This is a genomic window from Enterobacter sp. LM3, from assembly GCF_046622475.1.
Classification (GTDB): Bacteria; Pseudomonadota; Gammaproteobacteria; order Enterobacterales; family Enterobacteriaceae; genus Enterobacter; species Enterobacter cloacae_P.
Map to the genome: position 1 here is coordinate 61,838 of NZ_JBJURN010000002.1, position 26,743 is coordinate 88,580.

Genomic DNA, 26,743 nt, shown 5'->3' on the forward strand with positions numbered 1-26,743 from the left:
CGCACCTGAATGTTTCCCTGTGGTGTGCCCGTGGCTCAAAATTCCGTATTTCTTCCTGAACAATTCCTGGCGCAAATGCGCGAGGCGCTTCCTTCTCACCTCTCATTAGACGACTTTATCGCCGCCTGCCAGCGTCCGTTACGCCGTAGCATTCGCGTCAACACCCTGAAGATTAGCGTCGACGCATTTCTTGAGCTGGTTTCACCTTACAACTGGCAACTCACGCCGGTACCGTGGTGTGAAGAGGGTTTCTGGATCGAACGTGATGACGAAGAAGCCCTGCCGCTGGGAAGTACCGCTGAGCATCTGAGTGGTCTGTTTTATATTCAGGAAGCCAGTTCCATGTTGCCGGTTGCCGCACTTTTTGCGGATGACAACGCGCCAGAGCGGGTGATGGATGTCGCAGCAGCACCAGGGTCTAAAACCACGCAGATTGCCGCACGCATGGGCAACCGCGGTGCCATTCTCGCCAATGAATTTTCCGCCAGCCGCGTTAAAGTGCTGCACGCCAATATCAGCCGCTGTGGTATTCATAATGTGGCGCTGACGCACTTCGACGGTCGGGTGTTCGGTACCGCATTACCAGAATCGTTTGATGCCATCCTGCTGGATGCACCGTGTTCTGGAGAAGGCGTCGTGCGTAAAGATCCCGATGCGTTAAAAAACTGGTCAGTGGAAAGCAACCTTGAGATCGCAGCCACACAGCGTGAACTGATCGATAGCGCGTTTCACGCCTTGCGCCCAGGTGGCACGCTGGTTTACTCCACCTGTACGTTAAACCGCGATGAGAATGAAGACGTCTGTCTGTGGCTGAAAGCACAGTATCCGGACGCCGTCGAGTTCCTGCCGCTGGATGGCCTGTTTGTTTCGGCAAAAGAGGCCGTTACCCCCGAAGGGTTCCTGCACGTTTTTCCGCAGATCTATGATTGCGAAGGTTTCTTTGTGGCACGACTGCGTAAAACCCTCGCCGTTCCCCCCCTGCCCGCACCTGGCTTTAAGGTGGGAAAATTCCCCTTCACGCCGTTAAAAGGCCGTGAAGCAGAGCAGGTAAAAATTGCAGCCAACAAGGCCGGGCTGGTCTGGGATGAAAGCCTTCATCTCTGGTTACGTGATAAAGAGATCTGGCTTTTCCCGGCGAATATCGAACCACTGATTGGGAAAGTCCGTTTTTCCCGCATCGGGATCCGTCTGGCGGAAGTCCATAACAAAGGTTACCGCTGGCAGCATGAGGCGGTCATTGCCCTTGCCGGAAGTGAAAATACTTTTGCCCTGACGCATCAGGAAGCCGAAGAGTGGTACCGTGGCCGCGACGTTTACCCTGAAAACACCCCATCGCAGGATGAAGTGGTGGTGACTTATCAGGGCTATCCGCTTGGGTTGGCGAAAAAGGTGGGATCGCGGCTGAAAAACAGCTACCCGCGTGAACTGGTACGCGACGGTCGCCTGTTTACCGGTAACGAACGCACAGCCTAAAAAAGCGCACTTTTTTACTGGCGATTTTGCTCTCCTTGTCTACGATAAAAAATGGATGCCCGCACTGGTCATACCAGATTTTTAGTACAAACCCCGGAGAGCATTATGACGAAAACCAGCGTGCGTATTGGCGCTTTTGAAATCGACGATGCAGAATTGCGCGGCGAAACACAGAGCGATCGAACGTTAAGTATTCCCTGCAAGTCCGACCCGGATTTATGTATGCAGCTTGATGCCTGGGACGCAGACACCAGCATCCCGGCTATTCTTGATGGCGAACACTCTGTCCTTTATCGTGAGCATTACGATCGTAGTACCGATGCCTGGGTCATGCGCCTTGCCTGACCTAAAGAGAACCCGCCCGAAGGCGGGTTATTTATTTCCTACTGCAGTTGCGCCAGCGTAAAGTAACCTCCGAAGACGGCCCCGGTATCGATGTAGTGCAGGTTGTTAAAATCATACCGCTTATCAACAGGCGTATGCCCGAACCAAAAATGATCCGCGCCGCTAATCCCCTGCCCTTTCCCTGCCATAAAGCCCATTAACCGGTTTCGATCCCACAGCACGCGCTGTGCGTTCACGGGTTTACCCCACTGATACTCTGCTGCGGGGTAGTCGGCATGCGCGATCACATTCAGACCATTCTTGCAGGTTATTTCGATAATGTGCGGTAAATTCCGGCTAGCCTCGAGTAACGTCAGTGCCTGTTTTTGTTGTTCGCACTCAAGCCGTGCAAACCACATTCCGCCATTGATTGTCCAGAGCGCAAAATCGTTATTATCCAGACTGTCGAGCGCCATTTGTTCATGGTTACCCCGAACCGCACGAAACCACTTTTCATGCATGAGTTGCAGGCATTTAACACTATCTGGCCCGCGATCAATCAAATCTCCTACCGAGATAAGTAAATCCTCATAAGGATTAAAATGACGACGTTTCAGTTCATCCATAAGCCACTGATAGCAACCATGTATATCGCTCACAACCCAGACGTGACGCCACTTTTCACCATCGATTCGCTGATACATAAGCCCTCCTGTAAAGGAGTATAGTTGCAACAGAAAACAACCAACGGGCAACGATGTTACTGCGCTTTTCACAAAGTTAAACAGACAGTAAACTAGGGATAAATAAATAGTTCACCAGTATTAATAGACTTTTGCATGCCCCCTAAAATGTGCAATGCATAAACTTTGAGGTTTTCACGTGTCAAATTCGCGCCTGCAAAACGATGCACCACATTCGCATCACACAAATATCATTTCTGAACTGGTGAAAGGTAAACTCGTCCCAGGCCCAATCTGGCAAAAACGCGAGTATCGTCTGAAATTCCTGTTACGTTCGCTTCTTTTCTGGTCTTCGACACACCGTATGCTGGACGCATTGTCCCGCCGCAATGATTTTGACCAGCTGCTGGCCTCGCAAATCACCCTGCCGAGTAAAACCCACCGTCAGTATCTGATGCGTGGCATGAACGCCAACGATCGTGCAGATGCCATCATTAACCACTACCAGTGGATTGATTCCCTGAAAGACGCCGATCTGGTTAAGGCGTTAACGGGCCCGCAAGAGCAGTCCATTGTTGAGTTTCATGCCAAAGATGGCGTCTGTTATAACGTCAACGCCATGAACGCCAGCAAAGCCGAGCGCGAAGGTGAATGTACGCTGTGGTTGCGCGATAGCGAGAATACCCTGCTTGCGAGCCTGACGTTTTGCGTTGCGCGCGAGAATGGTCAGCCCGTGCTGGTGATTGGCGGCCTGCAAGGCCCACGCCGTAGCGTGTCCCGTGATGTCATTAAGCAAGCGACCCGCGCCTGTCATGGCCTGTTCCCCAAGCGTGTGTTGATGGAAGTTCTGTTCCAGCTGGCGACGCTTTCAGGCATCAAAGCGATTTATGCGGTCAGCGATGAAGGGCACATCTTCCGCGCGCTGCGTTATCGTCTGAGTAAAGGTCGCCATTTCCACGCCAGCTACGATGAGTTCTGGGAGTCCATCGACGGCCAAAAACGTTCTACTTTCCGCTGGCAGCTGCCATTACAAATGGAACGCAAATCCCTCGAAGAGATTGCCAGTAAAAAACGAGCTGAATATCGCCGCCGCTTCGAGTTGCTTGATGAGATTGAGGCGGCAATTAAAGCGCGCTTTTAAGCGACGTATAAAAAAGCCTCGCATTTGCGAGGCCCCAGACCAGAAAAAATGACCGGAAAAGACCTGAACAGCAGAAAAAAAGAATTTGTGACGATCTGATTTTTTGCGTGTAAATGGGTTGGGATTGTTAAAAATGGTGTGGTATAACGGAAAAACGCCGAATATAAAAGTTCGGACGATTTTAGGGCATTTTCGGTCGGAGCACCGTAAGTGACTGAAATTAAAAGCAGATAAAAAGAGACCGAATACGATTCCTGTATTCGGTCCAGGGAAATGGCTCTTGGGAGAGAGCCGTGCGCTAAAAGTTGGCATTAATGCAGGCTAAAATCGCCTTGCCTTTTAAGAATAGATGACGACGCCAGGTTTTCCAGTCCACAGTTAAAGCGGCCTGAAAAAAAGCGTCAGAGCATCATTAAATGTGAAAAACCGCAGTGCTTTCGCAAGCATCTGCGGTTTTTTATTGGAAACCAGAACGCTAGCAGAGCTTATCGGCACGCTCGATAAACGGTACCAGGCTCATCTTCTGCCCCGGTTTCGCCGGGTCATCAATCTGGATCACGCTTATCGGCTGCCCGCTGCTCTTACCGCTGGCCACCTGCTGCTCAGCGATATCGTTTAACGGGTATTGCACCAGCGTGCTTGGGTTGATCGCATACAACGCATGCCCTGGACGACAGGTCAGCATGACCTCTTCACGATCGAAAGCCCATTTGTCCTTACCCACTTCAAAACGGCTGACGGTAATAACCTGCGGTGCCGCCAGGGCACTCCCCGCGCAGGCCAGCAATAAGAGAGAAAGTACTGTCTTTTTCATATGATATTTAACCTTGTCAAAAGGGTTCCCAGGTCGCAAACAGACTGACCGTTGCCAGAACCAGCGCACCCAGCACCACCTCTGCCTGTGTCATTCTGATAAAAAGCTGTTGTTCTCGCCCGGTTTCAGGACGAAATCGTGGCACCAGAAAATACCGATTCATCAGCGCAATTACCACCATCAATGCCACCAGCGCACATTTGAACAACAGAAGCTGTACGTAGCCCGTATGCCAGGGGACATTGACACCCAGAATAAAGAGCGCATTGATAATGCCAGAGAGCACCACTCCTGCGACGGCGTAATGCCCAACACGAGAGAAGCGCATCATGGTGTAGATTGCGGCGGTCTGCCAGCGCCCTTTCGCCAGGCGCATGCAAAACAACAGCGGCAATAATCCGCCCAGCCAGGTGGCTGCACATAGCAGGTGAATCGCGTGGTTGAGACGCTGTAATGTCCCCGACGCACCTTCATGCATCGCTGCGTGCCCTACGCCCGCCAGCAGGACAAACTGCCCCATCGCGAGCAACAGCAATCGCGCCCCTTTTTGCGGGGCCAGCCATGCCGCACCGGCCGTGACCATCGCCAGAATTATCTGCCACAGCCAGATACTGCCAAACCGCGTCGTGGCGACGACATGCCAGGTATCAGGGCGCAGCACATCCTCCCAGCCATTGCCCATCAACCCGCCCTGAAGGCCATACATCAGGACCGCAGTAACCAGGCTAACGAGCGACGCGATTTTTTGCTGCAACTGAAAGCGTCGGGTCATCAGGCGATGCAGTGAAAACGGAGCAAGCCAGGTGCTGTATAGCGCATTACCAAAAATCAGCATCAGCGCGCCAAAGTGGATAAAGCGCAACGCCACATCAATCGGTAGCAACATACTATTTCACGCTAAAGTGGTAGCTGCCTTTGGTTTTGTGGCCGTCCACAGAGACCACATGCCAGTCAACCTGATAAGTCCCTGCACTCAGTGTTTGTTCCAGTGGAACAATAAGCTGAGCCTTGTCCTTTTCATTACGCTTAACCGCACCGGTTTTGATAGCCTGCTGTTGTGCATCGGTTACTACCACACCGCTAAACCCCGGTTCAATGCCCTCGGAGAAATTCAGCGTAAGAACCTGCGGAGCCGCCACCTGGGTATCTGCTGCCGGTGATTGTTGTTTAAGGTGAGCATGCGCCAGCACAGAGGGCGTCATTGCTGAAGAGAGCAGAAAAGCCAGTGCGCAAACCGCGCGTGAAGTGGATAAGCTCATCGCAATTATTCCTTTTTGTTATGCCTGTGTAGTAAAGAATAACTCTGTATAATAAACGAGTCGAGGATCATCCTGCCTGCACTTGTCATCGTCGGGCAATCGCGGTAACGTTGCCGCCGCATAAAAAGGAGAAGGTAATGAAGATCAATCTGGCCGCCCTTCCTCAGGACGAGATGGACAAAGTGAATGTCGATCTCGCTGCCGCTGGCGTTGCATTTAAAGAGCGTTACAACATGCCCATCGTGGCAGAAGTGGTTGAACGTGAGCAACCTGCCCACCTGCGTGACTGGTTTCGCGAACGCTTAATTACGCACCGTCTCGCCTCCGTCAATCTCTCGCGTTTGCCGTACGAACCTAAAGTTAAATAAGCTTAACGAGCCGTTACATTTCCTTACGCTGATTATGGCAGGATAAGAAAACCCTGATTAAATTAGGTGTATTCTTAAATCCCTGCGACTCAGTGTATAAGGAAGTCACGATGTCACGATGGAATATTGCGGCAGCTCAGTATGCCGGGCAGCACCACAGTGTAGATGACCATGTCGAACACCATCTCCGTTTCATTGAAGAAGCGGCACGGCAGCAATGCGATTTGCTGGTGTTTCCTGAACTCTCGTTAACCGGCCCGGGGACAACGACTTTACCTGCCCCACCCGGCGATCGGCAGTTGGAACCTCTGCTTGCCGCCGCACAGTTCCACCGCATTACCGTCATTGCGGGGCTCACACTTGATCTTCAAGGCCAACGCCAGAAAGGGCTCGTCCTTTTTACGCCGTACCACGATGGCATTCTGCGATATCCTCAGGGTAACGGTGCAAGCCTGATCCCCGGCGAGAAACAGCTCACCATCATTGATACACAGTCAGACTCCCCGAATCTTGACCCTCAGGCAACCTTGTTTACCAGCTGTCAGGCCGTGGGGGAAAACCGCTGGCGGCAGTCCATCAGTATGCTGCAGCGCTTTGCACATAAGTATGCCATCGCGGTGTTAATGGCCAATGCCCGTAGCGGTAGCGCACTGTGGGATGAAAAAGGTCAGTTGATCGTGCGTGCGGATAAAGGCGAGCTGTTATTAACCGGCTCTCTGGGCCGACAGGGTTGGCAAGGCGATATCATTCCATTAGGCTAAGCGTTTTATGGTCAGGAGCGATCAATGCTGCGCGTCATCGATACCGAAACTTGCGATCTCCAGGGCGGAATAGTGGAAGTGGCCTCTGTCGACGTTGTTGACGGAAAGATAGTCAACCCTATGAGCCACCTGGTGCGTCCGGACCGTCCAATTAGTCCGCAGGCGATGGCCATCCACCGTATTACGGAGTCGATGGTGGCAGACAAGCCGTGGATTGAAGAGGTCATTCCCCACTATTACGGTAGCCCGTGGTATGTTGCGCATAACGCCAGTTTTGACCGCCGGGTATTGCCGGAAATGCCCGGGGAGTGGATCTGCACCATGAAGCTGGCGCGCCGCCTGTGGCCAGGGATCAAATACAGCAACATGGCGCTGTATAAATCCCGCAAGCTCAGCGTCAGAACGCCGGAAGGGTTACATCACCACCGCGCCCTGTACGACTGCTATATCACCGCCGCGCTGCTGATTGACATCATGAATACATCTGGCTGGACGCCGGATGATATGGCCACGATTACCGGACGTCCCGCATTGTTGACGACCTTTACCTTTGGTAAATACCGCGGCAAAGCGGTTTCCGATATCGCAGATAAAGATCCGGGCTATTTGCGCTGGCTGTACAACAACCTGGACAAAATGAGCCCGGAGCTCCGCTTAACGCTGAAGCACTATCTGGGCGACGCCTAACGTTCGGCACGGCCTGGCAGCGTATCCTGCGCCAGGCCAATCAGGAAGGCATACTCCAGCGCAACCCCTTCGTAGGATTTAAACCGCCCCGATTTTCCCCCGTGTCCGGAATCCATATCCGTGCACAATAGCAACAGGTTATCGTCGGTTTTCAGTTCACGGAGTTTTGCTACCCATTTCGCGGGTTCCCAATATTGCACTTGCGAATCATGCAGGCCAGTGGTCACCAGCAAATGCGGGTAGGCTTTCGCCTCTACGTTGTCATAAGGGCTGTACGTTTTCATATAGCGATAATACACATCGTCCTGCGGATTACCCCACTCCTCGAATTCACCCGTCGTTAACGGAATGGATTCATCCAGCATGGTGGTCACCACATCCACAAAAGGAACCTGCGCCACAATGCCTTTGAAGCGTTCAGGACGCTGATTAATGACCGCCCCCATCAGCATCCCACCGGCACTGCCGCCCATACCAAAGCAGAGCGTCGGATCGCCATAACCTTGATCCACCAACGCATCACAAACATCGAGATAATCATTGAAGGTATTTTTCTTTTTCAGGAACTTACCGTCTTCATACCAGTGGTGACCCAGTTCCCCACCGCCGCGCACATGGGCGATAGCAAAAACAAACCCACGATCGAGCAGGCTCAGCCTGCTGCTGCTGAAGTCCGCGTCCATACTGGAGCCGTAGGATCCGTAGCCGTATACCAGGATCGGATTTTTACCTTTCCGGAAATGTTCCTTCCGGTACACCAGTGACACCGGTACCTCCACTCCATCGCGGGCGATTACCCACAGGTGTTCACTGCGGTATTTCTCCGCGTCGAAACCCGTCACTTCCACCTGTTTAATCACCTGCCGCTGCCCGGTGTCCATATCCAGTTCAAACAATGTGTCTGGCGTGGTCATCGATGAGTAGCCGTAGCGCAGCCGCGATGATTCCGGTTCGGGGTTAAAACCAATCCACGTTACATAGGCCGGATCGTCGAACGCAATCCCCACCACTTCATGCGTTTTGCGGTTAATTTGTCGCAGGCTGGTCAGCCCCCGCTGACGCTCCTCCACCACCAGCCAGTCGGTGAAGAGCGTAAATCCTTCGAGCATCACCTGTTCCCGGGCGGGAATTAAGACCTCCCATTTGTGCTCATCACGTACTTTGGTCTTATAGAGGCCAAAGTTTTTGCCTTCACGGTTAGAACGCAAATAAAAGCTGTGCTGGAAGTGATCCAGGCTGTACTCATGATCTTTGCGACGCGGCAGAAAACAGAGCGGCTGCGCATCGGGCAGTTCGGCATCCAGCAGCAAGACTTCAGAGGTGGTCGCGCTGGCGAGCGAAATGATGACGTAGCGGCGCGACGAGGTTTTATGCAGGCTAACGTAAAACGTATCGTCTTTCTCTTCATACACCAGTTCATCATCAGAGGAAGCCGTGCCCACGGTGTGACGCCATACCTGCCAGGGCAGTAAGGTCAAAGCATGCTTTTTGACGTAATAGACCGTTTCAGAGTCGTTCGCCCAGACAAAATCCGGTGAGACATTCTCCAGCGTTTCTGGATACCAGTTCCCCGTCTCCAGGTTACGGAAACGCAGTCCGTACTGGCGGCGAGAGAGGTAATCTTCCGCCAGCGCCATAATGGCGTTATCAGGTGAGACAGACATGCCACCCAGTGTATAAAACTCGCTGTGGGCCGCGCGCTGGTTAGCGTCAAGCAGGGTTTCCCAGTCATCCCACTCGGCACTTAACACCGGCTGTCGCTGATAGACAGGATATTCATTGCCGGGGTCATAGCGGTGGCGGTAACGGTAGCCATTTTTGGTCCAGGGCGCAGAAATGTCGCGCTGGGGGATGCGTTGCACCATCTCACTCAGCAGTTGATCCTGCAGCGCCTGCTGGCTGGACATGACCTTCCGGCCATACTCATTTTCCTGGTGCAGATAGTCGAGCACATCTGGCTGAGCGCGCGAATCGTCCCGCAGCCAGTAATAGTTATCTATACGTGTATCGCCATGCGTGGTGATCGCATAGGGCGTACGTCGGGCTTTCGGTGGCATGTCATGTTTCTTTTGAGTTTCACACCCTATAAGGTTGGCAAAACACACACATCATGCAAGCGAAACATGGCCTCCACTCGCAGAAAGACGCATTCTCTGGCTGGCTAAATTTCTTACCGGTCTCCCGGCTCCCGGAACAAGACAGACGCAAACGTTTTCGTTTATACTGCGCGCAACTTTTTCAGGGGGATTGTTATGACTCGTTTAGGAACCGCGCTGCGACCTGCAGCGACGCGCGTAATGCTGCTAGGATCGGGAGAACTGGGAAAAGAGGTTGCCATTGAGTGCCAGCGCTTAGGCGTTGAAGTCATCGCGGTTGATCGTTATGCAGATGCCCCTGCGATGCACGTAGCCCACCGCGCTCATGTGATTAACATGCTGGATGGCGACGCCCTGCACGCCCTGATTACCAAAGAAAAACCGGATTTCGTGGTACCGGAAATCGAAGCCATTGCTACCGATATGCTGATTGCCCTTGAGCAGGAAGGTCAACGCGTAGTGCCCTGTGCAAAAGCGGCGAAGCTGACCATGAACCGTGAAGGTATTCGCCGTCTGGCGGCTGAAGAGCTGCAACTCCCCACCTCCAGCTACCGTTTTGCTGGTAACAAAGCCGAATTCCTTCAGGCCGTCAACGAGATTGGCTACCCGTGCATCATTAAGCCGGTAATGAGCTCCTCCGGTAAAGGGCAAAGCTTTATCCGCGACAGTAGCACGCTGGATAAGGCCTGGGACTATGCGCAACAGGGTGGCCGCGCCGGTGCCGGGCGCGTGATTGTCGAAGGTGTGGTTAAGTTTGATTTCGAAATCACCCTGCTCACCGTCAGCGCCGTGGATGGCGTTCATTTCTGCGACCCGATTGGTCACCGTCAGGAAGATGGCGATTATCGTGAATCCTGGCAGCCGCAGCAGATGAGTCCTCTGGCCCTGGAACGTGCGCAGGAAATAGCCCGTAAGACGGTGCTGGCGCTGGGCGGTTACGGCCTGTTCGGTGTGGAGCTGTTTGTCCGCGGTGATGAGGTCATTTTCAGTGAAGTCTCCCCTCGCCCGCACGATACTGGCATGGTGACCCTGATCTCACAGGATCTCTCTGAGTTCGCCCTGCATGTGCGTGCCTTCCTCGGCCTGCCTGTCGGTGGTATTCGTCAGTACGGCCCGGCGGCATCGGCGGTGATCCTGCCGCACTTGACCAGCCAGAACGTCACCTTCGATAACGTTGAAAGTACCGTCGGCGCAGGTTTGCAGGTCAGGTTGTTCGGTAAACCGGAAATCGACGGTTCACGTCGTCTTGGCGTGGCGTTAGCGACGGGTGAGAATATAGATGATGCCGTGGCAAGAGCCAAAACGGCCGCCGCGAATGTCAACGTAGCAGGATAAAAAAACGGGCCAGAAGGCCCGTTTTTCATTCGACTACACGCTTACTGCTTAGCACCTTCAACTGCTTCACGAGCCAGTTTCGTAATGCGATCCCAGTCACCGGCTTCCAGCGCGTCAGCCGGAACCAGCCATGAACCACCGATGCACAGCACGCTTTTCAGCGCCAGGTAGTCACGGTAGTTCGCCGGAGAGATACCGCCGGTTGGGCAGAAACGAACCTGAGAGAATGGACCGGCAATGGCCTGCAGCGCTTTGGTGCCGCCGTTCGCTTCTGCCGGGAAGAATTTGAACTCTTTCAGACCGTAGTCCATGCCCAGCATCAGTTCAGACACGGTGCTGATACCAGGGATCAGCGGAATAGAACCTTCGGTTGCGGCTTTCAGCAGAGGCTCCGTCAGACCCGGGCTGATCGCGAACTGTGCGCCTGCTTCGGTCACTTCAGCCAGCTGCTGCGCGTTCAGAACAGTCCCCGCACCGATGATCGCGTCCGGTACTTCTTTGGCGATAGCGCGGATAGCGTCCATCGCACAGGCGGTACGCAGAGTCACTTCCAGAACGCGAACCCCACCTGCAACCAGCGCTTTCGCCATCGGTACAGCGTGCTCCAGTTTATTTACCACAATAACCGGCACGACAGGGCCAGTGGTCAGGATTGCTTCTGCACTTGTTTTCCAGTTTTTCATCAGAGTTTTCTCTCGCCAGATCGATAAAATCAAGTCGTCTTAAAACGTAATACAGGTTGCGCCCTGCTCCGCGCCGGAGAGTTTCTCACGCAGCGCACTAAACATTTCGCGTCCGGTACCCACACGCGACGCGCTAAGGTCAGGAATATGTGGCTTACGTGCTGCCAGCTCTGCTTCATCCACCAGCAGGGTTAACTCGCCTGTCTGACCGTTGACGCGGATCATGTCGCCATCGCGAACTTTCGCCAGCAGGCCGCCGTCGTAAGCTTCAGGGGTCACGTGGATCGCTGAAGGCACTTTACCTGATGCCCCAGAAAGGCGTCCATCGGTCACCAACGCAATTTTGAAACAGCGGTCCAATAATACACCAAGTGGCGGCATAAGTTTATGCAATTCTGGCATCCCGTTGGCTTTTGGCCCCTGGTGGCGCACCACCACCACGCAATCTTTGTCGAGCAGGCCAGCGTCAAAGGCTGGTAACACGTCGTGCTGGCTTTCAAACACCACCGCCGGCGCTTCGATAATCTGATTCTCTTCCGGTACGGCAGACGTTTTCATTACTGCACGACCCAGGTTACCGCTCAGCACTTTGGTACCACCGTGGTGAGAGAACGGTTTGTCGATGGTGGCGATAACCTGCGCATCGAGGGACGCGCTCGCGCCTTCACGCCAGTCCAGCTCGCCGTTGTTCAGCCACGGCTCCAGGGTGTAGCGCTGCAGACCAAAGCCCGCCACAGTGTTCACATCTTCATGCAGCAGACCGCCTTTGAGCAGTTCACGCATCAGAACCGGCACGCCACCGGCTGCCTGGAAGTGGTTAATGTCCGCCGGGCCATTCGGGTACAGACGCGCCATCAGCGGTACAACAGCAGAAATATCGGAGAAATCGTCCCAGTTGATCAGGATGCCCGCCGCGCGTGCCATCGCTACCAGGTGCATGGTGTGGTTAGTTGAACCACCGGTTGCCAGCAGCGCGACAATTCCGTTAACAACGACTTTTTCGTCGATCATTTTACCCAGAGGCAGCCACTCGCTGCCGTTACCGGTCAAACGCGTCACCTGGCGGGCAGCGGCTTCAGTCAGCGCCTGACGCAGCGGAGCATCCGGCTGGATAAAGGACGAACCTGGCAGCTGCATCCCCATAAACTCCACCACCATCTGGTTGGTGTTGGCCGTACCGTAGAAGGTGCAGGTACCCGGCGCGTGGTAAGAGGCGGCTTCCGCTTCCAGCAGCGCCTGACGGTCTGCTTTGCCTTCAGCATACAGCTGGCGAATACGTACTTTTTCTTTGTTTGGCAGGCCGCTGCTCATTGGACCTGACGGCACAAAAATTGCGGGCAGATGACCAAACGACAGTGCCGCCATCGCCAGCCCCGGGACTATCTTGTCACACACGCCCAGGTACAGCGCACCATCGAACATGTTGTGAGACAAGCCAACCGCCGCAGACATCGCAATCACTTCGCGGCTCAGCAGAGACAGCTCCATTCCGTCCTGACCCTGGGTTACACCGTCGCACATCGCTGGCACACCACCCGCGACCTGACCGACTGCATTCACGCTGTGCAGCGCTTTACGGATGATATCCGGGTAAACCTCATACGGCTGGTGCGCGGAAAGCATATCGTTATAGGAGGTAATAATGGCGATATTGTTACGCAGCATGCTTTTCAGCGAGGCTTTATCATCGGGTTGGCAGGCGGCAAAGCCGTGGGCCAGGTTACCGCAGGCCAGCTGAGAGCGGTGGACAGTGTTACTCTTTGCCTGTTCAATCCGGGCGAGGTAGGCCGAGCGCGTCTCTTTTGAGCGCTCGATAATGCGTTTTGTTACGCGTAACAATACAGGATTCATAAAAGCTCCTTTAATTTATCTGTCCGTGCTCGGGAGTTTACAAAGTTGCTGGCAGTTGTTAACAACGCTGAAACGCTTGCTGTCCGGAGCCCAGGGGCAAAATCACTTCCGGCAGTGTAATAAAAAAAGCTCCGCGGGTGAATCCACGCGGAGCTTAAAAGATTAAAAATTATGCGACTAACTGTGCCAGATCATGTTACCGGTAAAATAACACCTCCGGGTTAGTGGATAATCTTACTCAAACTCGTTCCATGAGCGACCATCACGGGTGATCATCGCAACCGATGCGACTGGCCCCCAGGTCCCCGCCTGATACGGTTTTGGCACATCCTGATCGGCAGCCCAGGCTTCGGTGATGGAGTCGACCCATTTCCACGCCTCTTCCACTTCATCGCGACGCACGAACAGCGCCTGGATACCACGCATGGTTTCCAGCAGCAGACGCTCGTAAGCATCAGCCAGGTGCGTCTGGTTGAAGGTTTCGGAATAACTCAGATCCAGCTTGGTGGTCTGCAGGTTGTGCTTGTGATCCAGGCCTGGGACTTTGTTCAGGATCTGAATATCCACACCTTCGTCCGGCTGCAGACGGATGGTCAGTTTGTTCTGCGGCAGTTCCTGCCAGGACTCTTTGAACAGGTTCAGTTCCGGGTTTTTGAAGTACACAACCACTTCAGAGCATTTGGCTGGCAGACGTTTACCGGTACGCAGATAGAACGGAACACCCGCCCAGCGCCAGTCGTCGATATCCACACGGATCGCCACAAACGTCTCTGTGTTGCTGGATTTGTTCGCACCCTCTTCTTCCAGATAGCCCGGTACTTTTTTACCCTGTGCAAACCCGGCGGTGTACTGACCGCGAACGGTTTTCTCACGTACATTTGAACGGTCAATGCGGCGCAGTGATTTCAGGACTTTCACTTTGGCATCGCGGATGCTGTCAGCCGTCAGATCGGATGGCGGAGACATCGCAATCATGCACAGGATTTGCAGCAGGTGGTTCTGGATCATGTCACGCATCTGACCGGCCTGGTCAAAGTAGCCCCAGCGACCTTCAATGCCCACCTCTTCGGCCACGGTAATTTCCACGTGGTCGATAGTGCGGTTATCCCAGTTGTTTACAAACAGGGAGTTAGCAAAACGCAGCGCCAGCAGGTTCAGTACCGTCTCTTTGCCCAGGTAATGGTCAATGCGGTACACCTGACACTCTTCGAAGTATTCGCCCACCTGGTCGTTAATTTCGCGTGAGGTCGACAGAGATGTACCCAGCGGTTTTTCCATAACCACGCGTGCTGGTTTGTTATTCAGTTTTGCCTCGCCCAGCCCTTTGCAGATTGCGCCGAAGGTGCTTGGCGGCATGGCGAAATAGTTAATGGTGACACGGTTTTTCTGATCCAGCATTTCACCTAAACGGGTGAACGCGCTGACGTCGTTAACGTCCAGGTTGCAGAAATCAAGACGGCCACTCAGGGTATCCCACAAACTTTCATCAATTTTCTCTTTCATGAAAGTTTCGAGCGCCTCGCGCACCACTTTGGTATAAGCGTCCTTGTCCCAGTCGGCGCGCCCTACACCCAGGATACGGGTATCCGGATGGAGTTGGCCCGCTTTCTCCAGTTGATACAGGGAAGGCAGCAATTTACGGCGTGCAAGATCGCCTTTCGCGCCGAAAATGACCAGGTCACATGCCTGGGCTGTTTGCGTTACCGCCATGTCATTCTCCTCAGTTGGATAACCTGGTGCTTCTGCCAGGTATCGTTGTAATTTTATTACAATGCACTGTACTGCTTTTACGTCATTCCCGAAACCATTAGCGCTTAACGTCACGTGCGATACGGTGATTTTTGACCTGCCAAACGCATGCGGCACGGCAATAACGCGAAAACCGATGATTCTTTGTTCTGTCCGGCCACGGTAAAACCCGACATCGATCAAGTAATGAAAAAAAACAACAACATTTCTTGTCGACTGTTACCCTTTAAGAAACCACAGGGGTAATATCGGCTAAATCGAATCATGATTTCATCAATCAATGAAATCGTTTCCACCCATGAGCGCCTTGTTAACGATGAACATGCTGGAAAAAATCCAGTTTCAACTGGAACACCTTAGCAAATCCGAGCGAAAAGTGGCCGAAGTTATTCTCGCCTCCCCCGCTCAGGCGATTCATTCAAGCATCGCCGCTCTGGCACAGGAATCGGGCGTCAGCGAACCGACGGTAAATCGATTCTGCCGCAGTCTGGAAACGCGCGGTTTCCCTGATTTTAAACTGCATCTGGCCCAAAGTCTGGCAAACGGCACGCCCTATGTTAATCGCAATGTGGATGAAGACGACAGCGTAGATGCATACACGGCGAAAATATTTGAGTCGGCAATGGCCACGCTTGACCACGTCCGCCAGTCGCTGGATATGAGCTCGGTAAATCGCGCGGTCGATTTACTGACGCAGGCCAAGCGTATTGCCTTCTTCGGTCTCGGGTCGTCAGCAGCTGTGGCACATGATGCCATGAACAAGTTCTTCCGCTTTAACGTTCCGGTGATTTATTCCGATGACATTGTGCTGCAACGCATGAGCTGTATGAATTGTAGCGAAGATGATGTTGTGGTGCTTATCTCGCACACGGGTCGTACCAAGAGTCAGGTTGAACTGGCACAGCTGGCGCGTGAAAACGATGCCATGGTGATCGCCCTGACGACGGCGGGCACACCGCTGGCGCGAGAAGCGACGCTCGCCATCACTCTGGATGTGCCTGAAGACACGGACATGTATATGCCGATGGTGTCTCGTCTGGCGCAGCTTACGGTGATTGACGTGCTGGCAACCGGTTTTACCTTACGCCGGGGCACAAAATTCAGAGATAACTTGAAGCGTGTCAAAGAAGCGCTCAAGGAATCGCGTTTTGATAAAGAATTGCTCATAAAGAGTGATGTTCCCTAATAACTAAGATGTAAACGATTTACGGCATTCGGTCCCCTCTCTGTTGCTTTGCAGCAGAAGAAGGCCGATTCAATGTTCACGCAACACCAAAGTTGTTTCAGTCAACGGAGTATTACATGTCCAGAAGGCTTCGCAGAACCAAGATCGTAACCACCTTAGGCCCGGCTACCGATCGCGATAATAACCTTGAAAAAATTATCGCCGCTGGTGCCAACGTGGTGCGTATGAACTTCTCTCACGGTACGCCAGAAGACCATAAATTACGTGCTGATAAAGTGCGCGAAATCGCGGCCAAACTGGGTCGCCATGTTGCTATCCTCGGTGACCTGCAAGGTCCCAAAATTCGCGTATCCACCTTTAAAGAAGGCAAAGTTTTCCTCAATATCGGTGATAAATTCTTGCTGGATGCCAACCTGGGCAAAGGCGAAGGCGATAAAGAGAAAGTCGGTATCGACTATAAAGGTCTGCCGGCTGACGTGGTGCCTGGCGACATCCTGCTGCTCGACGACGGTCGCGTACAGCTGAAAGTGCTGGACGTTCAGGGAATGAAGGTGTTCACCGAAGTGACCGTCGGTGGTCCGCTTTCTAACAACAAAGGGATCAACAAACTCGGCGGTGGCCTCTCTGCAGAAGCGCTGACCGAAAAAGACAAAGCGGATATCGTAACCGCTGCGCTGATTGGGGTTGATTACCTGGCCGTCTCCTTCCCGCGCTGCGGCGAAGATCTGAACTATGCACGCCGTCTGGCTCGCGATGCCGGTTGTGATGCGAAAATCGTGGCCAAAGTTGAACGTGCTGAAGCCGTTTGCGACCAGGACGCAATGGACGACGTGATCCTGGCGTCTGACGTGGTCATGGTTGCCCGTGGTGACCTGGGTGTGGAAATTGGCGACCCGGAACTGGTCGGTATCCAGAAAGCACTGATTCGCCGCGCACGTCAGTTGAACCGCGCCGTGATCACCGCGACCCAGATGATGGAGTCCATGATCACCAACCCAATGCCAACCCGTGCAGAAGTGATGGACGTGGCCAACGCCGTGCTGGACGGTACCGATGCCGTGATGCTGTCCGCAGAAACAGCGGCGGGTCAGTACCCGGCAGAAACCGTCGCCGCAATGGCGCGCGTATGCCTGGGTGCTGAAAAGATCCCAAGCATTAACGTCTCTAAGCACCGTCTGGATGTACAGTTCGACAATGTGGAAGAAGCGATTGCGATGTCCGCCATGTACGCGGCTAACCACCTGAAAGGCGTTACGGCGATCATCACCATGACCGAATCTGGCCGTACCGCGCTGATGACTTCCCGTATCAGCTCCGGCCTGCCAATCTTCGCCATGTCCCGCCACGAGCGCACCCTGAACCTGACAGCGCTGTATCGCGGCGTCACGCCAGTTCACTTCGACAGTGCCTGTGACGGTGTTGCGGCGGCGACTGATGCGGTTAACCTGCTGCGTGATAAGGGCTATCTGGTATCCGGTGATATTGTCATCGTGACGCAGGGCGACGTGATGAGCACCATCGGTTCGACTAACACCACACGCGTTATGACAGTCGAGTAATCAAGGCTGGATATGCGCTCCCCTCTCCCTTTCAGGGAGAGGGGATATTTTTTATTTACCCGGGAAAAGCTCTCTACGTTTGTACGGCTCTTTTTCGCCCGGTTTACGCGTTTTGAGCAGCTTCAGTATCCACGTGTATTGCTCTGCATGTGGCCCCACCAGAAGCTCCACCTCTTCGTTCATGCGCCGCGCAATGGTGTTATCGTCGGCAGTCAGCAAGTCATCCATCGGTGGACGCACTTCAATGCTCAGACGATGCGTTTTGCCATCATAAACAGGGAACAGCGGAACAACTCTGGCACGGCAGACTTTCATCAAGCGGCCAATCGCAGGCAGTGTCGCCTTGTAGGTCGCAAAGAAATCGACAAACTCACTGTGCTCAGCACCGTGATCCTGATCCGGCAAATAGTAGCCCCAGTATCCCTGACGCACGGACTGAATAAACGGCTTGATTCCATCGTTACGCGCATGCAGGCGACCACCAAAGCGGCGACGCACGGTATTCCAGACGTAATCAAAGATCTTATTCCCCTGATTATGGAACATCGCCGCCATTTTCTGGCCTTGCGATGCCATCAGCATGGCGGGAATATCCACACCCCAGCCATGAGGAACGAGAAAAATCACCTTCTCATCATTGCGACGCATCTCGTCGATGATTTCCAGCCCTTTCCAGTCCACACGATTGAGGATTTTCTCTGGCCCTTTCAGTGCCAGCTCTGCCATCATCGCCATTGCCTGCGGGGCAGTGGTATACATGGCATCAATAATCGCTTCGCGCTCGGCGTCGCTCTTTTCAGGGAAACAGTAATAGAGGTTGATCTGCGCGCGGCGGCGGGCGCTTTTACCCATCCGTCCGGCAAGACGGCCTACCTTTCCCAGCAGAGGATCACGCACGGATGCTGGCAGTAACGCGATACCGGCGAAGGCATATACGCCAAGCCAGGCTCCCCAGTTGCGCGGGTGACGAAACGACGGCTCAAACTCAGGAATATACTCAATGTTATTTTTTTTTGTTTCCATGCTGATTCCAGGGAAGGTAATGCGAAAAAAACGAATAATGCGAATAGTGTAGCGAGGCTGAGGCTCAGGCACAAAAGAAAAAGCCGGTGCGCACTGGCACCGGCTTTATGCTGAACAGCGTTTAGTCAAAACGCAGTTGCGGTATCACCTCTTTCACCTGAGCCAGGTAATCATTACGATCTTTACCCGTCAGGCCTTCGGTGCGCGGCAGCTTCGCCGTCAGCGGATTCACCGCCTGCTGGTTAATCCACACTTCATAGTGCAGATGCGGACCCGTAGAGCGTCCGGTATTACCCGAGAGCGCAATACGATCGCCGCGCTTCACTTTCTGCCCCGGCTGCACCAGCATTTTACGCAGGTGCATATAACGGGTGGTGTAGGTACGTCCATGACGAACCGCCACGTAATACCCTGCAGCCCCGCTGCGTTTAGCCATGACCACTTCGCCATCACCCACCGCCAGCACTGGCGTACCCTGCGGCATCGCGAAATCGACACCACGATGTGGTGCAACACGTCCGGTGACCGGGTTCAGACGACGCGGGTTGAAGTTGGAAGAGACGCGGAACTGTTTAGCCGTCGGGAAGCGCAGGAAGCCTTTCGCCAGCCCGGTACCGTTACGGTCATAAAACTTACCGTCTTCGGCGCGAATGGCGTAGTAATCTTTACCTTCGGAACGCAGGCGAACACCCACCAGCTGACTTTGCTCGCGTTTGCCATCCAGCATTTCACGGGACATCAGCACAGAGAACTCATCGCCTTTTTTCAGTTTACGGAAATCCATTTGCCACTGCATGGCCCTGATAACCGCGCTGATTTCAGCGCTGGTCAACCCGGCATCACGTGCGCTGGAGACAAAACTCGCTCCAACGGTGCCTTTCAGCACGCTGTTCACCCAGTCGCCCTGCTGCATTTCGCTGTCCATCTTGAAACCGTTTGCAGTACGCTCATAGGTGCGGGTTTCACGACGCGACACTTCCCACGTCAGGCTCTGTAAATCGCCCTCCGCGCTCAATGTCCAGGAGAGTTGCTGACCAATTTTAAGGTTGCGTAATGCTTTATCCGCGGCTGCCAGCTGGCTGATATCCCCCATTTCAATGCCGTACTGGTTCAGAACGCTGCTCAGCGTATCGCCCGTCGAGACGACATATTCATGGGTACCTGAGTCATTTTCGGTTTTATCATCCAGCTCATCCTGAGGGATGGCTTCATCTTCCTGAGCCGTCTGGTCGATGGGTTCGCTGGCCTCTGGCAGTAAAGAACGGATCTCGCTCTTTTCAAGCTCAATGGTTTTGATGATAGGGGCAGAACTTGGGTGGTACACATAGGGCCGCCAGACGGCGACCGCTAAGGTGAGAACAGTAAGCGACCCCAGCATAACGCGATGGGGTCGGGGCAAATTGTTAAATGCCAGAGCGACAGAGCGGGCTATCTGTTGCACGTATTCACTTCCTCGTTAATCTCCTTTCAGGCAGCTCGCATACTGGTTCGCCAGTTGGCTGAGGAACTGCGAATAGCTCGCTTTGCTCAACTGGATATTCGTTCCTAGCGGGTCAAGGGTTCCCATGCGCACGGATGTTCCCCTGGCCACGGCTTCTACGACCGCTGGCCTGAACTGTGGCTCAGCAAAAACGCAAGTCGCTTTTTGCTCAACCAACTGTGTTCTGATTTCATGTAAACGCTGCGCACCGGGCTGAATTTCAGGGTTGACGGTAAAGTGACCAAGTGGGGTCAGGCCGTAGTGTTTTTCGTAATAGCCATAGGCGTCATGAAAAACGAAATACCCTTTTCCTTTCAACGGTGCGAGCTCGTTACCCACCTGCTTATCGGTTGCGGCTAATTGAGCCTCAAAATCCTTCAGGTTGGCGTCTAGTTTGGCTCGACTTTGCGGCATAAGTTCCACTAATTTGTCATGGATTGCAACCGCTGAAAGCCGCGCTATCTCTGGGGAAAGCCAAAGATGCATGTTGTACTCGCCGTGATGGTGATCTCCATCACCTTTTTCACTGCTGGCATGCGCGTGGTCGTGTTCGCCACCGTCGTCATCAGCCCCTTTCATGAGCAGCGGTTTCACGCCTGACAGTTCGGCAATAGTGACCTGTTTCTGTTCAGGAACCTGTTTTGCCGATTTCTGCATAAACGCTTCCATTTCTGGCCCAATCCAGACAACTAAGTCCGCGTTTTGTAAGCGTTTTACATCCGACGGCCGCAAGGAATAGTCATGTTCGGAGGCACCATCAGGCAGCAAAACCTGAGTCTCTGTCACCCCGTCTGCAATGGCCGAAGCAATGAATCCGAGCGGTTTAAGCGAAGCGACAACGGCGGCGTTACCATCTTGTGCTGTTGTACCCCAAAGAGCAGCGGATAATGCTGCGAAAAGAAGCGTATTTTTATGTAACATAATGCGACTAATCATCGTAATGAATGTGTGGAATGTGATATTATAACATTCGTTGACTTCTGCAAGCTTAAATTGACATGACGACTTTGGTTTCTCTCGAAAATATTTCGGTCTCATTCGGTCAGCGCCGCGTCCTTTCTGACGTGTCACTGGATCTGAAACCCGGCAAAATTCTGACGCTGCTCGGCCCTAATGGTGCAGGTAAATCCACGCTCGTTCGCGTAGTGCTTGGCCTGGTAAGACCTGACGAAGGCGTGATCACGCGCGAAGAAAAATTGCGTATCGGCTATGTGCCGCAAAAATTACACCTGGACGCCACGCTGCCGTTGACGGTCAGCCGCTTCCTGCGTCTTCGCCCTGGTACACATAAAGCCGACATTCTCCCGGCGCTGAAACGTGTCCAGGCGGGTCATCTTGTCGACGCCCCGTTGCAGAAACTCTCTGGTGGTGAAACCCAGCGCGTTTTACTTGCCCGTGCGCTGCTGAGCAGCCCACAGTTGCTGGTGCTGGATGAACCGACGCAGGGTGTGGATGTGAATGGTCAGGTTGCACTTTATGATTTAATCGACCAGCTGCGCCGCGAGCTTAACTGCGCGGTACTGATGGTTTCCCACGACCTGCATCTGGTGATGGCAAAAACCGACGAAGTGCTGTGTCTGAACCATCATATCTGCTGTTCCGGCACGCCGGACGTGGTGTCGACGCACCCGGAGTTTATCTCTATGTTTGGCCCCCGCGGTGCTGAACAGCTGGGAATTTATCGCCATCATCATAATCACCGCCACGATTTACAGGGACGAATTGTCCTGCGCCGGGGAAATGGACACTCATGATTGAACTGTTACTGCCCGGCTGGCTGGCCGGGATTATGCTTGCCTGCGCCGCGGGCCCGCTTGGCTCGTTTGTGGTGTGGCGCAGAATGTCCTATTTCGGCGATACCCTGGCGCATGCCTCTCTGCTCGGGGTTGCCTTTGGCCTGTTACTGGACATCAATCCGTTCTATGCGGTGATTGTGGTCACGCTGCTGCTGGCTGCCGGTCTGGTCTGGCTGGAAAAGCGCCCTCACCTCGCCATTGATACGCTGCTTGGCATTATGGCGCATAGCGCCCTGTCGCTGGGGCTGGTCGTGGTGAGTCTGATGTCCAATATCCGCGTTGACCTGATGGCCTACCTGTTTGGTGACCTGCTGGCCGTGACGCCGGAAGACCTGATTTCTATCGCCATCGGGGTTGTGGTGGTGCTGTGCATTTTGCTGTGGCAGTGGCGTAACCTGCTGGCAATGACCGTGAGCCCGGATCTGGCGTTTGTCGACGGCGTGAAACTGCAGCGCGTGAAGCTGCTACTGATGCTGGTAACTGCGTTGACCATCGGGGTAGCAATGAAATTTGTCGGTGCGCTGATTATCACCTCACTGCTGATCATTCCGGCGGCCACAGCACGTCGTTTTGCCCGTACGCCGGAGCAAATGGCGGGTGTAGCGGTTATCGTGGGGATGATTGCGGTAACAGGCGGGCTGACTTTCTCGGCATGTTATGACACACCGGCAGGCCCATCAGTAGTGCTGTGCGCGGCGCTGCTGTTTATTTTCAGTATGATGAAGAAAACAGCAAGTTAAGACCGAGGGCGCTGATGCCCTCACCCAGGCCCTCTCCCACAGGGAGAGGGAACACAGCATTACGGCATCTCCGGTGGGGTGATCCCGAAATGATTCCACGCTCGTACCGTTGCCATACGTCCACGCGGCGTACGCTGTAAGAAGCCCTGCTGGATCAGATACGGCTCCAGTACGTCCTCAATTGTTTCACGTTCTTCACCAATTGCCGCCGCCAGATTGTCCAGCCCGACAGGGCCGCCAAAGAACTTGTCCAGTACCGCCAGCAGCAGCTTACGATCCATATAGTCGAAGCCTTCAGCATCCACATTCAGCATGTCCAGTGCCTGTGCGGCAATCTCAGCGGAAATCGAGCCATCGTGCTTCACTTCAGCAAAGTCACGCACGCGGCGCAGCAAGCGGTTAGCAATACGCGGTGTACCGCGAGAGCGTTTCGCCACTTCGAACGCCCCTTCTTCGCTCATCTCCAGCCCCATATAGCGGGCACTACGGCCAACGATATGCTGAAGGTCAGGAACCTGATAAAACTCCAGGCGCTGTACAATGCCAAAACGGTCACGCAGTGGCGAGGTTAACGACCCGGCACGCGTCGTCGCACCAATCAGGGTGAACGGCGGCAGGTCGATTTTGATAGAGCGTGCCGCCGGGCCTTCACCAATCATAATATCCAGCTGATAGTCTTCCATCGCCGGATAGAGCACCTCCTCCACCACTGGTGACAGGCGGTGGATCTCATCGATAAACAGTACATCGTGAGGTTCAAGGTTGGTCAGCATCGCCGCCAGGTCACCTGCTTTTTCCAGCACCGGGCCAGACGTGGTACGCAGGTTTACGCCCATTTCATTGGCTACAATATTCGCCAGCGTGGTTTTACCCAGGCCTGGAGGGCCAAAAATCAGCAGGTGATCGAGCGCATCGCCACGCAATTTTGCCGCCTGGATGAAAATTTCCATCTGGGAACGAACCTGTGGCTGGCCGATATACTCATCAAGCAGTTTGGGGCGGATCGCGCGATCCACCACGTCATCTGCCTGAATAGTGCCTGCCGATACCAGGCGGTCTGCTTCAATCATCCTTTACCTCACAATGCAGCGCGCAGCGCTTCACGAATCAGGGTTTCACTGCTGGCATCCGGTTTGGCGATTTTACTCACCATGCGGCTGGCCTCCTGAGGTTTATAGCCCAGTGCTACCAGCGCAGCAACCGCTTCCTGTTCGGCGTCATCCGATGCTGGCGCACCAGGAGAGGTCAGCACCAGGTCTGCCGCTGGGGTAAACAGATCGCCGTGGAGACCTTTAAAGCGGTCTTTCATCTCGACAATCAGACGCTCGGCGGTTTTCTTACCAATACCCGGTAGCTTAATCAACGCAGCGGGATCTTCGCGCTCAACGGCATTCACAAACTGTTGGGCAGACATCCCGGACAGAATAGCCAGTGCCAGCTTTGGCCCGACGCCATTGGTTTTAATCAGCTCGCGGAACAGCGTACGTTCCTGCTTGTTATTAAAGCCGTACAGCAACTGGGCATCTTCACGCACCACAAACTGGGTAAAGACAATCGCCTCTTTACCCGCGTCCGGCAGCTCATAGAAGCAGGTCATTGGCATATGGACTTCATAGCCCACGCCACCTACTTCCAGCAGCACTAACGGGGGTTGTTTTTCAATGATGATGCCTCTGAGTCTGCCTATCACGTGACGCTCCTGCGTTCTGGAAGAAATTAACTGCCGACGTATACCCTAAATAATTCGAGGTGCAGGACAAAACGCCTTTAGCGTTTTGAACAGCGCTTGCGCTGGCCCCGAAGGGGAGAGGCCATAGGCCGAGTCACGCGGCAAGGGAGTGAATCCCCTGGAGCTTACACCAGTAAGTGACTGGGGTGAGCGAGTGCAGCCAACGCACATGCAGCTTGAATTATGACGGGTATAATAAAAAAAGGCTGGATAAACATCCAGCCTGATTTCTCATTATCGTAACCTGCCTCGCGCCAGATTGAGCCGCGACTCGCTCATTTGCATCGCGTTCTGGCTGACATGACAGTGGGTTATCGCAATGGCCAGCGCATCGGCGGCATCGGCCTGTGGGTTCGCGGGAAGCTTCAGCAAGGTGCGCACCATGTGCTGTACCTGACTTTTCTCCGCGCTACCAATCCCCACCACCGTCTGCTTAACCTGTCGTGCCGCGTATTCAAATACCGGAAGATCCTGGTTCACGGCAGCAACAATGGCCACGCCGCGTGCCTGACCGAGCTTTAACGCCGAATCGGCGTTTTTCGCCATAAAGACCTGCTCGATGGCGAAATAGTCCGGCTGAAACTGGGTGATAATCTCCGTCACGCCTGCATAAATGAGCTTCAGGCGGGACGGTAAATCGTCAACTTTGGTGCGAATACAACCGCTGCCCAGGTAGGTTAACTGGCGTCCAACCTGACGGATGACGCCATAACCGGTGACGCGCGAGCCGGGGTCTATCCCGAGGATAATCGACATCACGCGTCTCCTGTAACGATAAAATTAAGCCACGCCATTACAGCGTAGCCGCAACCTCATCAGAGATTTCACCGTTGTGATACACTTCCTGCACGTCATCGCAATCTTCGAGCATGTCGATCAGACGCAGCAGTTTCGGTGCTGTTTCAGCATCCATATCCGCTTTGGTTGACGGGATCATAGACACTTCAGCGTTGTCCGCTTTCAGGCCAGCCGCTTCCAGGGCGTCACGCACTGCACCCATCTCTTCCCACGCGGTGTACACGTCGATAGCACCATCATCGAAGGTCACAACGTCTTCAGCACCGGCTTCCAGCGCCGCTTCCATGATCACATCTTCATCACCTTTCTCGAAGGAGATCACGCCTTTTTTGCTGAACAGGTACGCTACAGAACCGTCGGTACCCAGGTTGCCACCGGTTTTGCTGAACGCATGACGCACTTCCGCAACGGTACGGTTACGGTTGTCAGACAGACATTCAACCATTACCGCAGTACCGCCAGGGCCGTAGCCTTCATAAATGATGGTTTCCATATTCGCGTCTTCGTCACCGCCCACGCCACGTGCGATAGCACGGTTCAGGGTGTCACGCGTCATGTTGTTAGACAGCGCTTTATCAATAGCCGCACGCAGACGTGGGTTAGAACCCGCATCGCCGCCGCCCAGACGTGCTGCCGTTACCAGCTCACGAATGATTTTGGTAAAGATCTTACCGCGCTTGGCATCCTGTGCCGCTTTGCGGTGTTTGGTGTTGGCCCACTTACTATGACCTGCCATAAAAAGTTCTCCAAAAATCGCGCCTTCTCAGGCAGCGTTAATTACAAATTCTTCAATCGCCTGCCGGTTGCTCCACGACTTGGTTAGCGCGGCGGCATCCGCCGCATTCACCCAACGGTAGGCCAGGTGTTCGGTGAACACGACCTCCCGTTCGCGGGGGAGCGCAAGGCAGAACCACGATTCCGTATTGCGCTCAATACCCGGAGCATAGCGATGACGTAAATGGCTAAAAATTTCAAACTCCACCGTGCGCTGACAGTCCTTCAGGGTCAGTTGCTCGCAAGCAACATCAATGGTGACCTCTTCCTTTACTTCGCGCGCGGCGGCCTGCAACGCGGTTTCCCCCTCTTCCAGACTGCCGGTAACCGACTGCCAGAAATCAGGGTCATCGCGCCGCTGCAACATCAGCACCCGCTTCGTGTCCTGGGCGTAGATTACAACTAAGACAGAAACGGGACGCTTATATGCCATA

27 protein-coding genes are annotated in these 26,743 nt (G+C 53.9%); 11 read left to right on the plus strand and 16 right to left on the minus strand.

The features are described from left to right. Positions 1-30 precede the first annotated feature (30 nt). Both rsmF and ACJ9N4_RS02400 read left to right on the plus strand, forming a co-directional pair. Entirely contained in the window at positions 31-1,473 is a 1,443-nt protein-coding gene (gene rsmF, locus ACJ9N4_RS02395) for a 16S rRNA (cytosine(1407)-C(5))-methyltransferase RsmF (protein ID WP_411500217.1), read from the plus strand. A gap of 105 nt (positions 1,474-1,578) precedes the next feature. Then, positions 1,579-1,818 (plus strand): YebV family protein, encoded by a 240-nt coding sequence (locus tag ACJ9N4_RS02400; RefSeq protein ID WP_182271794.1) that lies wholly within the window; start codon positions 1,579-1,581, stop codon positions 1,816-1,818. Positions 1,819-1,856: 38 nt separating this feature from the next. Here ACJ9N4_RS02400 and pphA read toward each other — a convergent pair whose 3' ends face one another. Then, entirely contained in the window at positions 1,857-2,501 is a 645-nt protein-coding gene (gene pphA, locus ACJ9N4_RS02405; protein WP_182271795.1) for a protein-serine/threonine phosphatase, read from the minus strand. A gap of 178 nt (positions 2,502-2,679) precedes the next feature. On the opposite strand from pphA, the gene ACJ9N4_RS02410 reads away from it, so the two are divergent. Beyond that, positions 2,680-3,621, plus strand: coding sequence for a VirK/YbjX family protein (locus ACJ9N4_RS02410; RefSeq protein ID WP_182271796.1), 942 nt, complete (start codon positions 2,680-2,682; stop codon positions 3,619-3,621). Positions 3,622-4,096: 475 nt separating this feature from the next. Here the strand turns inward: ACJ9N4_RS02410 and ACJ9N4_RS02415 are convergent, their stop codons facing one another. The 3 genes from ACJ9N4_RS02415 to yobA are packed head-to-tail and all read right to left on the minus strand — an operon-like array spanning position 4,097 to position 5,694. Further along, the gene (locus ACJ9N4_RS02415; protein ID WP_182271799.1) at positions 4,097-4,435 is read right to left on the minus strand and encodes a YebY family protein; all 339 of its coding nucleotides are present in this window, start codon (positions 4,433-4,435) and stop codon (positions 4,097-4,099) included. Between the two features lie 16 nt (positions 4,436-4,451). Beyond that, positions 4,452-5,321, minus strand: a complete 870-nt coding sequence (gene copD / locus ACJ9N4_RS02420; RefSeq protein ID WP_196390106.1) for a copper homeostasis membrane protein CopD — start codon at positions 5,319-5,321, stop codon at positions 4,452-4,454. A 1-nt stretch (position 5,322) separates the two neighbouring features. Continuing rightward, a complete protein-coding gene (gene yobA / locus ACJ9N4_RS02425; RefSeq protein WP_182271801.1) occupies positions 5,323-5,694 on the minus strand; it encodes a CopC domain-containing protein YobA in 372 nt (123 codons plus the stop codon). A gap of 137 nt (positions 5,695-5,831) precedes the next feature. Here yobA and ACJ9N4_RS02430 point away from each other — a divergent pair, with 137 nt between their 5' ends. The 3 genes from ACJ9N4_RS02430 to exoX all read left to right on the plus strand — a co-directional run bounded on the left by ACJ9N4_RS02430 (position 5,832) and on the right by exoX (position 7,510). Then, positions 5,832-6,062 (plus strand): DNA polymerase III subunit theta, encoded by a 231-nt coding sequence (locus ACJ9N4_RS02430; protein ID WP_182271802.1) that lies wholly within the window; start codon positions 5,832-5,834, stop codon positions 6,060-6,062. Positions 6,063-6,172: 110 nt separating this feature from the next. After that, positions 6,173-6,823, plus strand: coding sequence for a carbon-nitrogen hydrolase family protein (locus ACJ9N4_RS02435; RefSeq protein WP_196390107.1), 651 nt, complete (start codon positions 6,173-6,175; stop codon positions 6,821-6,823). 24 nt (positions 6,824-6,847) lie between these two features. Continuing rightward, positions 6,848-7,510 carry an exodeoxyribonuclease X gene (gene exoX, locus ACJ9N4_RS02440; RefSeq protein WP_182271804.1) on the plus strand — a complete coding sequence of 221 codons (663 nt, stop codon included), beginning with the start codon at positions 6,848-6,850 and terminating at the stop codon, positions 7,508-7,510. On the opposite strand, the gene ptrB is transcribed toward exoX, so the two are convergent. Further along, the gene (gene ptrB, locus ACJ9N4_RS02445; RefSeq protein WP_411500218.1) at positions 7,507-9,567 is read right to left on the minus strand and encodes an oligopeptidase B; all 2,061 of its coding nucleotides are present in this window, start codon (positions 9,565-9,567) and stop codon (positions 7,507-7,509) included. The two genes, exoX and ptrB, sit on opposite strands and share 4 nt — an antisense overlap. A gap of 195 nt (positions 9,568-9,762) precedes the next feature. On the opposite strand from ptrB, the gene purT reads away from it, so the two are divergent. After that, positions 9,763-10,941, plus strand: coding sequence for a formate-dependent phosphoribosylglycinamide formyltransferase (purT, locus tag ACJ9N4_RS02450; protein WP_411500219.1), 1,179 nt, complete (start codon positions 9,763-9,765; stop codon positions 10,939-10,941). A 41-nt stretch (positions 10,942-10,982) separates the two neighbouring features. Here the strand turns inward: purT and kdgA are convergent, their stop codons facing one another. The 3 genes from kdgA to zwf all read right to left on the minus strand — a co-directional run bounded on the left by kdgA (position 10,983) and on the right by zwf (position 15,185). Next, complete coding sequence (gene kdgA / locus ACJ9N4_RS02455; RefSeq protein ID WP_006811025.1) at positions 10,983-11,624, minus strand: bifunctional 4-hydroxy-2-oxoglutarate aldolase/2-dehydro-3-deoxy-phosphogluconate aldolase; 642 nt, start codon at positions 11,622-11,624, stop codon at positions 10,983-10,985. A gap of 39 nt (positions 11,625-11,663) precedes the next feature. Further along, positions 11,664-13,475, minus strand: coding sequence for a phosphogluconate dehydratase (gene edd, locus ACJ9N4_RS02460; RefSeq protein WP_182271807.1), 1,812 nt, complete (start codon positions 13,473-13,475; stop codon positions 11,664-11,666). 234 nt (positions 13,476-13,709) lie between these two features. Continuing rightward, positions 13,710-15,185: a glucose-6-phosphate dehydrogenase gene (zwf, locus tag ACJ9N4_RS02465; protein ID WP_182271808.1), complete on the minus strand. Its 1,476-nt coding sequence runs from the start codon at positions 15,183-15,185 to the stop codon at positions 13,710-13,712. A gap of 355 nt (positions 15,186-15,540) precedes the next feature. Here zwf and ACJ9N4_RS02470 point away from each other — a divergent pair, with 355 nt between their 5' ends. Continuing rightward, positions 15,541-16,410, plus strand: a complete 870-nt coding sequence (locus ACJ9N4_RS02470) for a MurR/RpiR family transcriptional regulator (RefSeq protein ID WP_182920023.1) — start codon at positions 15,541-15,543, stop codon at positions 16,408-16,410. A 116-nt stretch (positions 16,411-16,526) separates the two neighbouring features. Beyond that, on the plus strand, positions 16,527-17,969 hold the full coding sequence (pyk, locus tag ACJ9N4_RS02475; protein WP_182271810.1) for a pyruvate kinase: 1,443 nt from the start codon (positions 16,527-16,529) through the stop codon (positions 17,967-17,969). A 51-nt stretch (positions 17,970-18,020) separates the two neighbouring features. Here the strand turns inward: pyk and lpxM are convergent, their stop codons facing one another. The 3 genes from lpxM to znuA all read right to left on the minus strand — a co-directional run bounded on the left by lpxM (position 18,021) and on the right by znuA (position 21,393). Further along, the gene (gene lpxM / locus ACJ9N4_RS02480; RefSeq protein WP_182271811.1) at positions 18,021-18,992 is read right to left on the minus strand and encodes a lauroyl-Kdo(2)-lipid IV(A) myristoyltransferase; all 972 of its coding nucleotides are present in this window, start codon (positions 18,990-18,992) and stop codon (positions 18,021-18,023) included. A gap of 121 nt (positions 18,993-19,113) precedes the next feature. Next, positions 19,114-20,433: a murein DD-endopeptidase MepM gene (gene mepM, locus ACJ9N4_RS02485; protein WP_182271812.1), complete on the minus strand. Its 1,320-nt coding sequence runs from the start codon at positions 20,431-20,433 to the stop codon at positions 19,114-19,116. A gap of 15 nt (positions 20,434-20,448) precedes the next feature. Next, positions 20,449-21,393: a zinc ABC transporter substrate-binding protein ZnuA gene (gene znuA, locus ACJ9N4_RS02490; protein ID WP_182271813.1), complete on the minus strand. Its 945-nt coding sequence runs from the start codon at positions 21,391-21,393 to the stop codon at positions 20,449-20,451. 77 nt (positions 21,394-21,470) lie between these two features. Here znuA and znuC point away from each other — a divergent pair, with 77 nt between their 5' ends. Beyond that, positions 21,471-22,226, plus strand: coding sequence for a zinc ABC transporter ATP-binding protein ZnuC (znuC, locus tag ACJ9N4_RS02495; RefSeq protein ID WP_182271814.1), 756 nt, complete (start codon positions 21,471-21,473; stop codon positions 22,224-22,226). Next, positions 22,223-23,008: a zinc ABC transporter permease subunit ZnuB gene (gene znuB, locus ACJ9N4_RS02500; protein WP_411500220.1), complete on the plus strand. Its 786-nt coding sequence runs from the start codon at positions 22,223-22,225 to the stop codon at positions 23,006-23,008. The genes znuC and znuB overlap by 4 nt, the downstream gene beginning before the upstream one ends. A gap of 59 nt (positions 23,009-23,067) precedes the next feature. Here znuB and ruvB read toward each other — a convergent pair whose 3' ends face one another. The 5 genes from ruvB to nudB all read right to left on the minus strand — a co-directional run bounded on the left by ruvB (position 23,068) and on the right by nudB (position 26,742). Then, positions 23,068-24,078, minus strand: coding sequence for a Holliday junction branch migration DNA helicase RuvB (gene ruvB, locus ACJ9N4_RS02505; RefSeq protein WP_182271816.1), 1,011 nt, complete (start codon positions 24,076-24,078; stop codon positions 23,068-23,070). 8 nt (positions 24,079-24,086) lie between these two features. After that, positions 24,087-24,698, minus strand: a complete 612-nt coding sequence (gene ruvA, locus ACJ9N4_RS02510; protein ID WP_182271817.1) for a Holliday junction branch migration protein RuvA — start codon at positions 24,696-24,698, stop codon at positions 24,087-24,089. A gap of 273 nt (positions 24,699-24,971) precedes the next feature. Further along, positions 24,972-25,493, minus strand: a complete 522-nt coding sequence (ruvC, locus tag ACJ9N4_RS02515; RefSeq protein WP_014832404.1) for a crossover junction endodeoxyribonuclease RuvC — start codon at positions 25,491-25,493, stop codon at positions 24,972-24,974. Positions 25,494-25,530: 37 nt separating this feature from the next. Then, positions 25,531-26,271: a YebC/PmpR family DNA-binding transcriptional regulator gene (locus tag ACJ9N4_RS02520; protein WP_182271818.1), complete on the minus strand. Its 741-nt coding sequence runs from the start codon at positions 26,269-26,271 to the stop codon at positions 25,531-25,533. 27 nt (positions 26,272-26,298) lie between these two features. Further along, entirely contained in the window at positions 26,299-26,742 is a 444-nt protein-coding gene (nudB, locus tag ACJ9N4_RS02525) for a dihydroneopterin triphosphate diphosphatase (RefSeq protein WP_182919884.1), read from the minus strand. Position 26,743 lies beyond the last annotated feature (1 nt).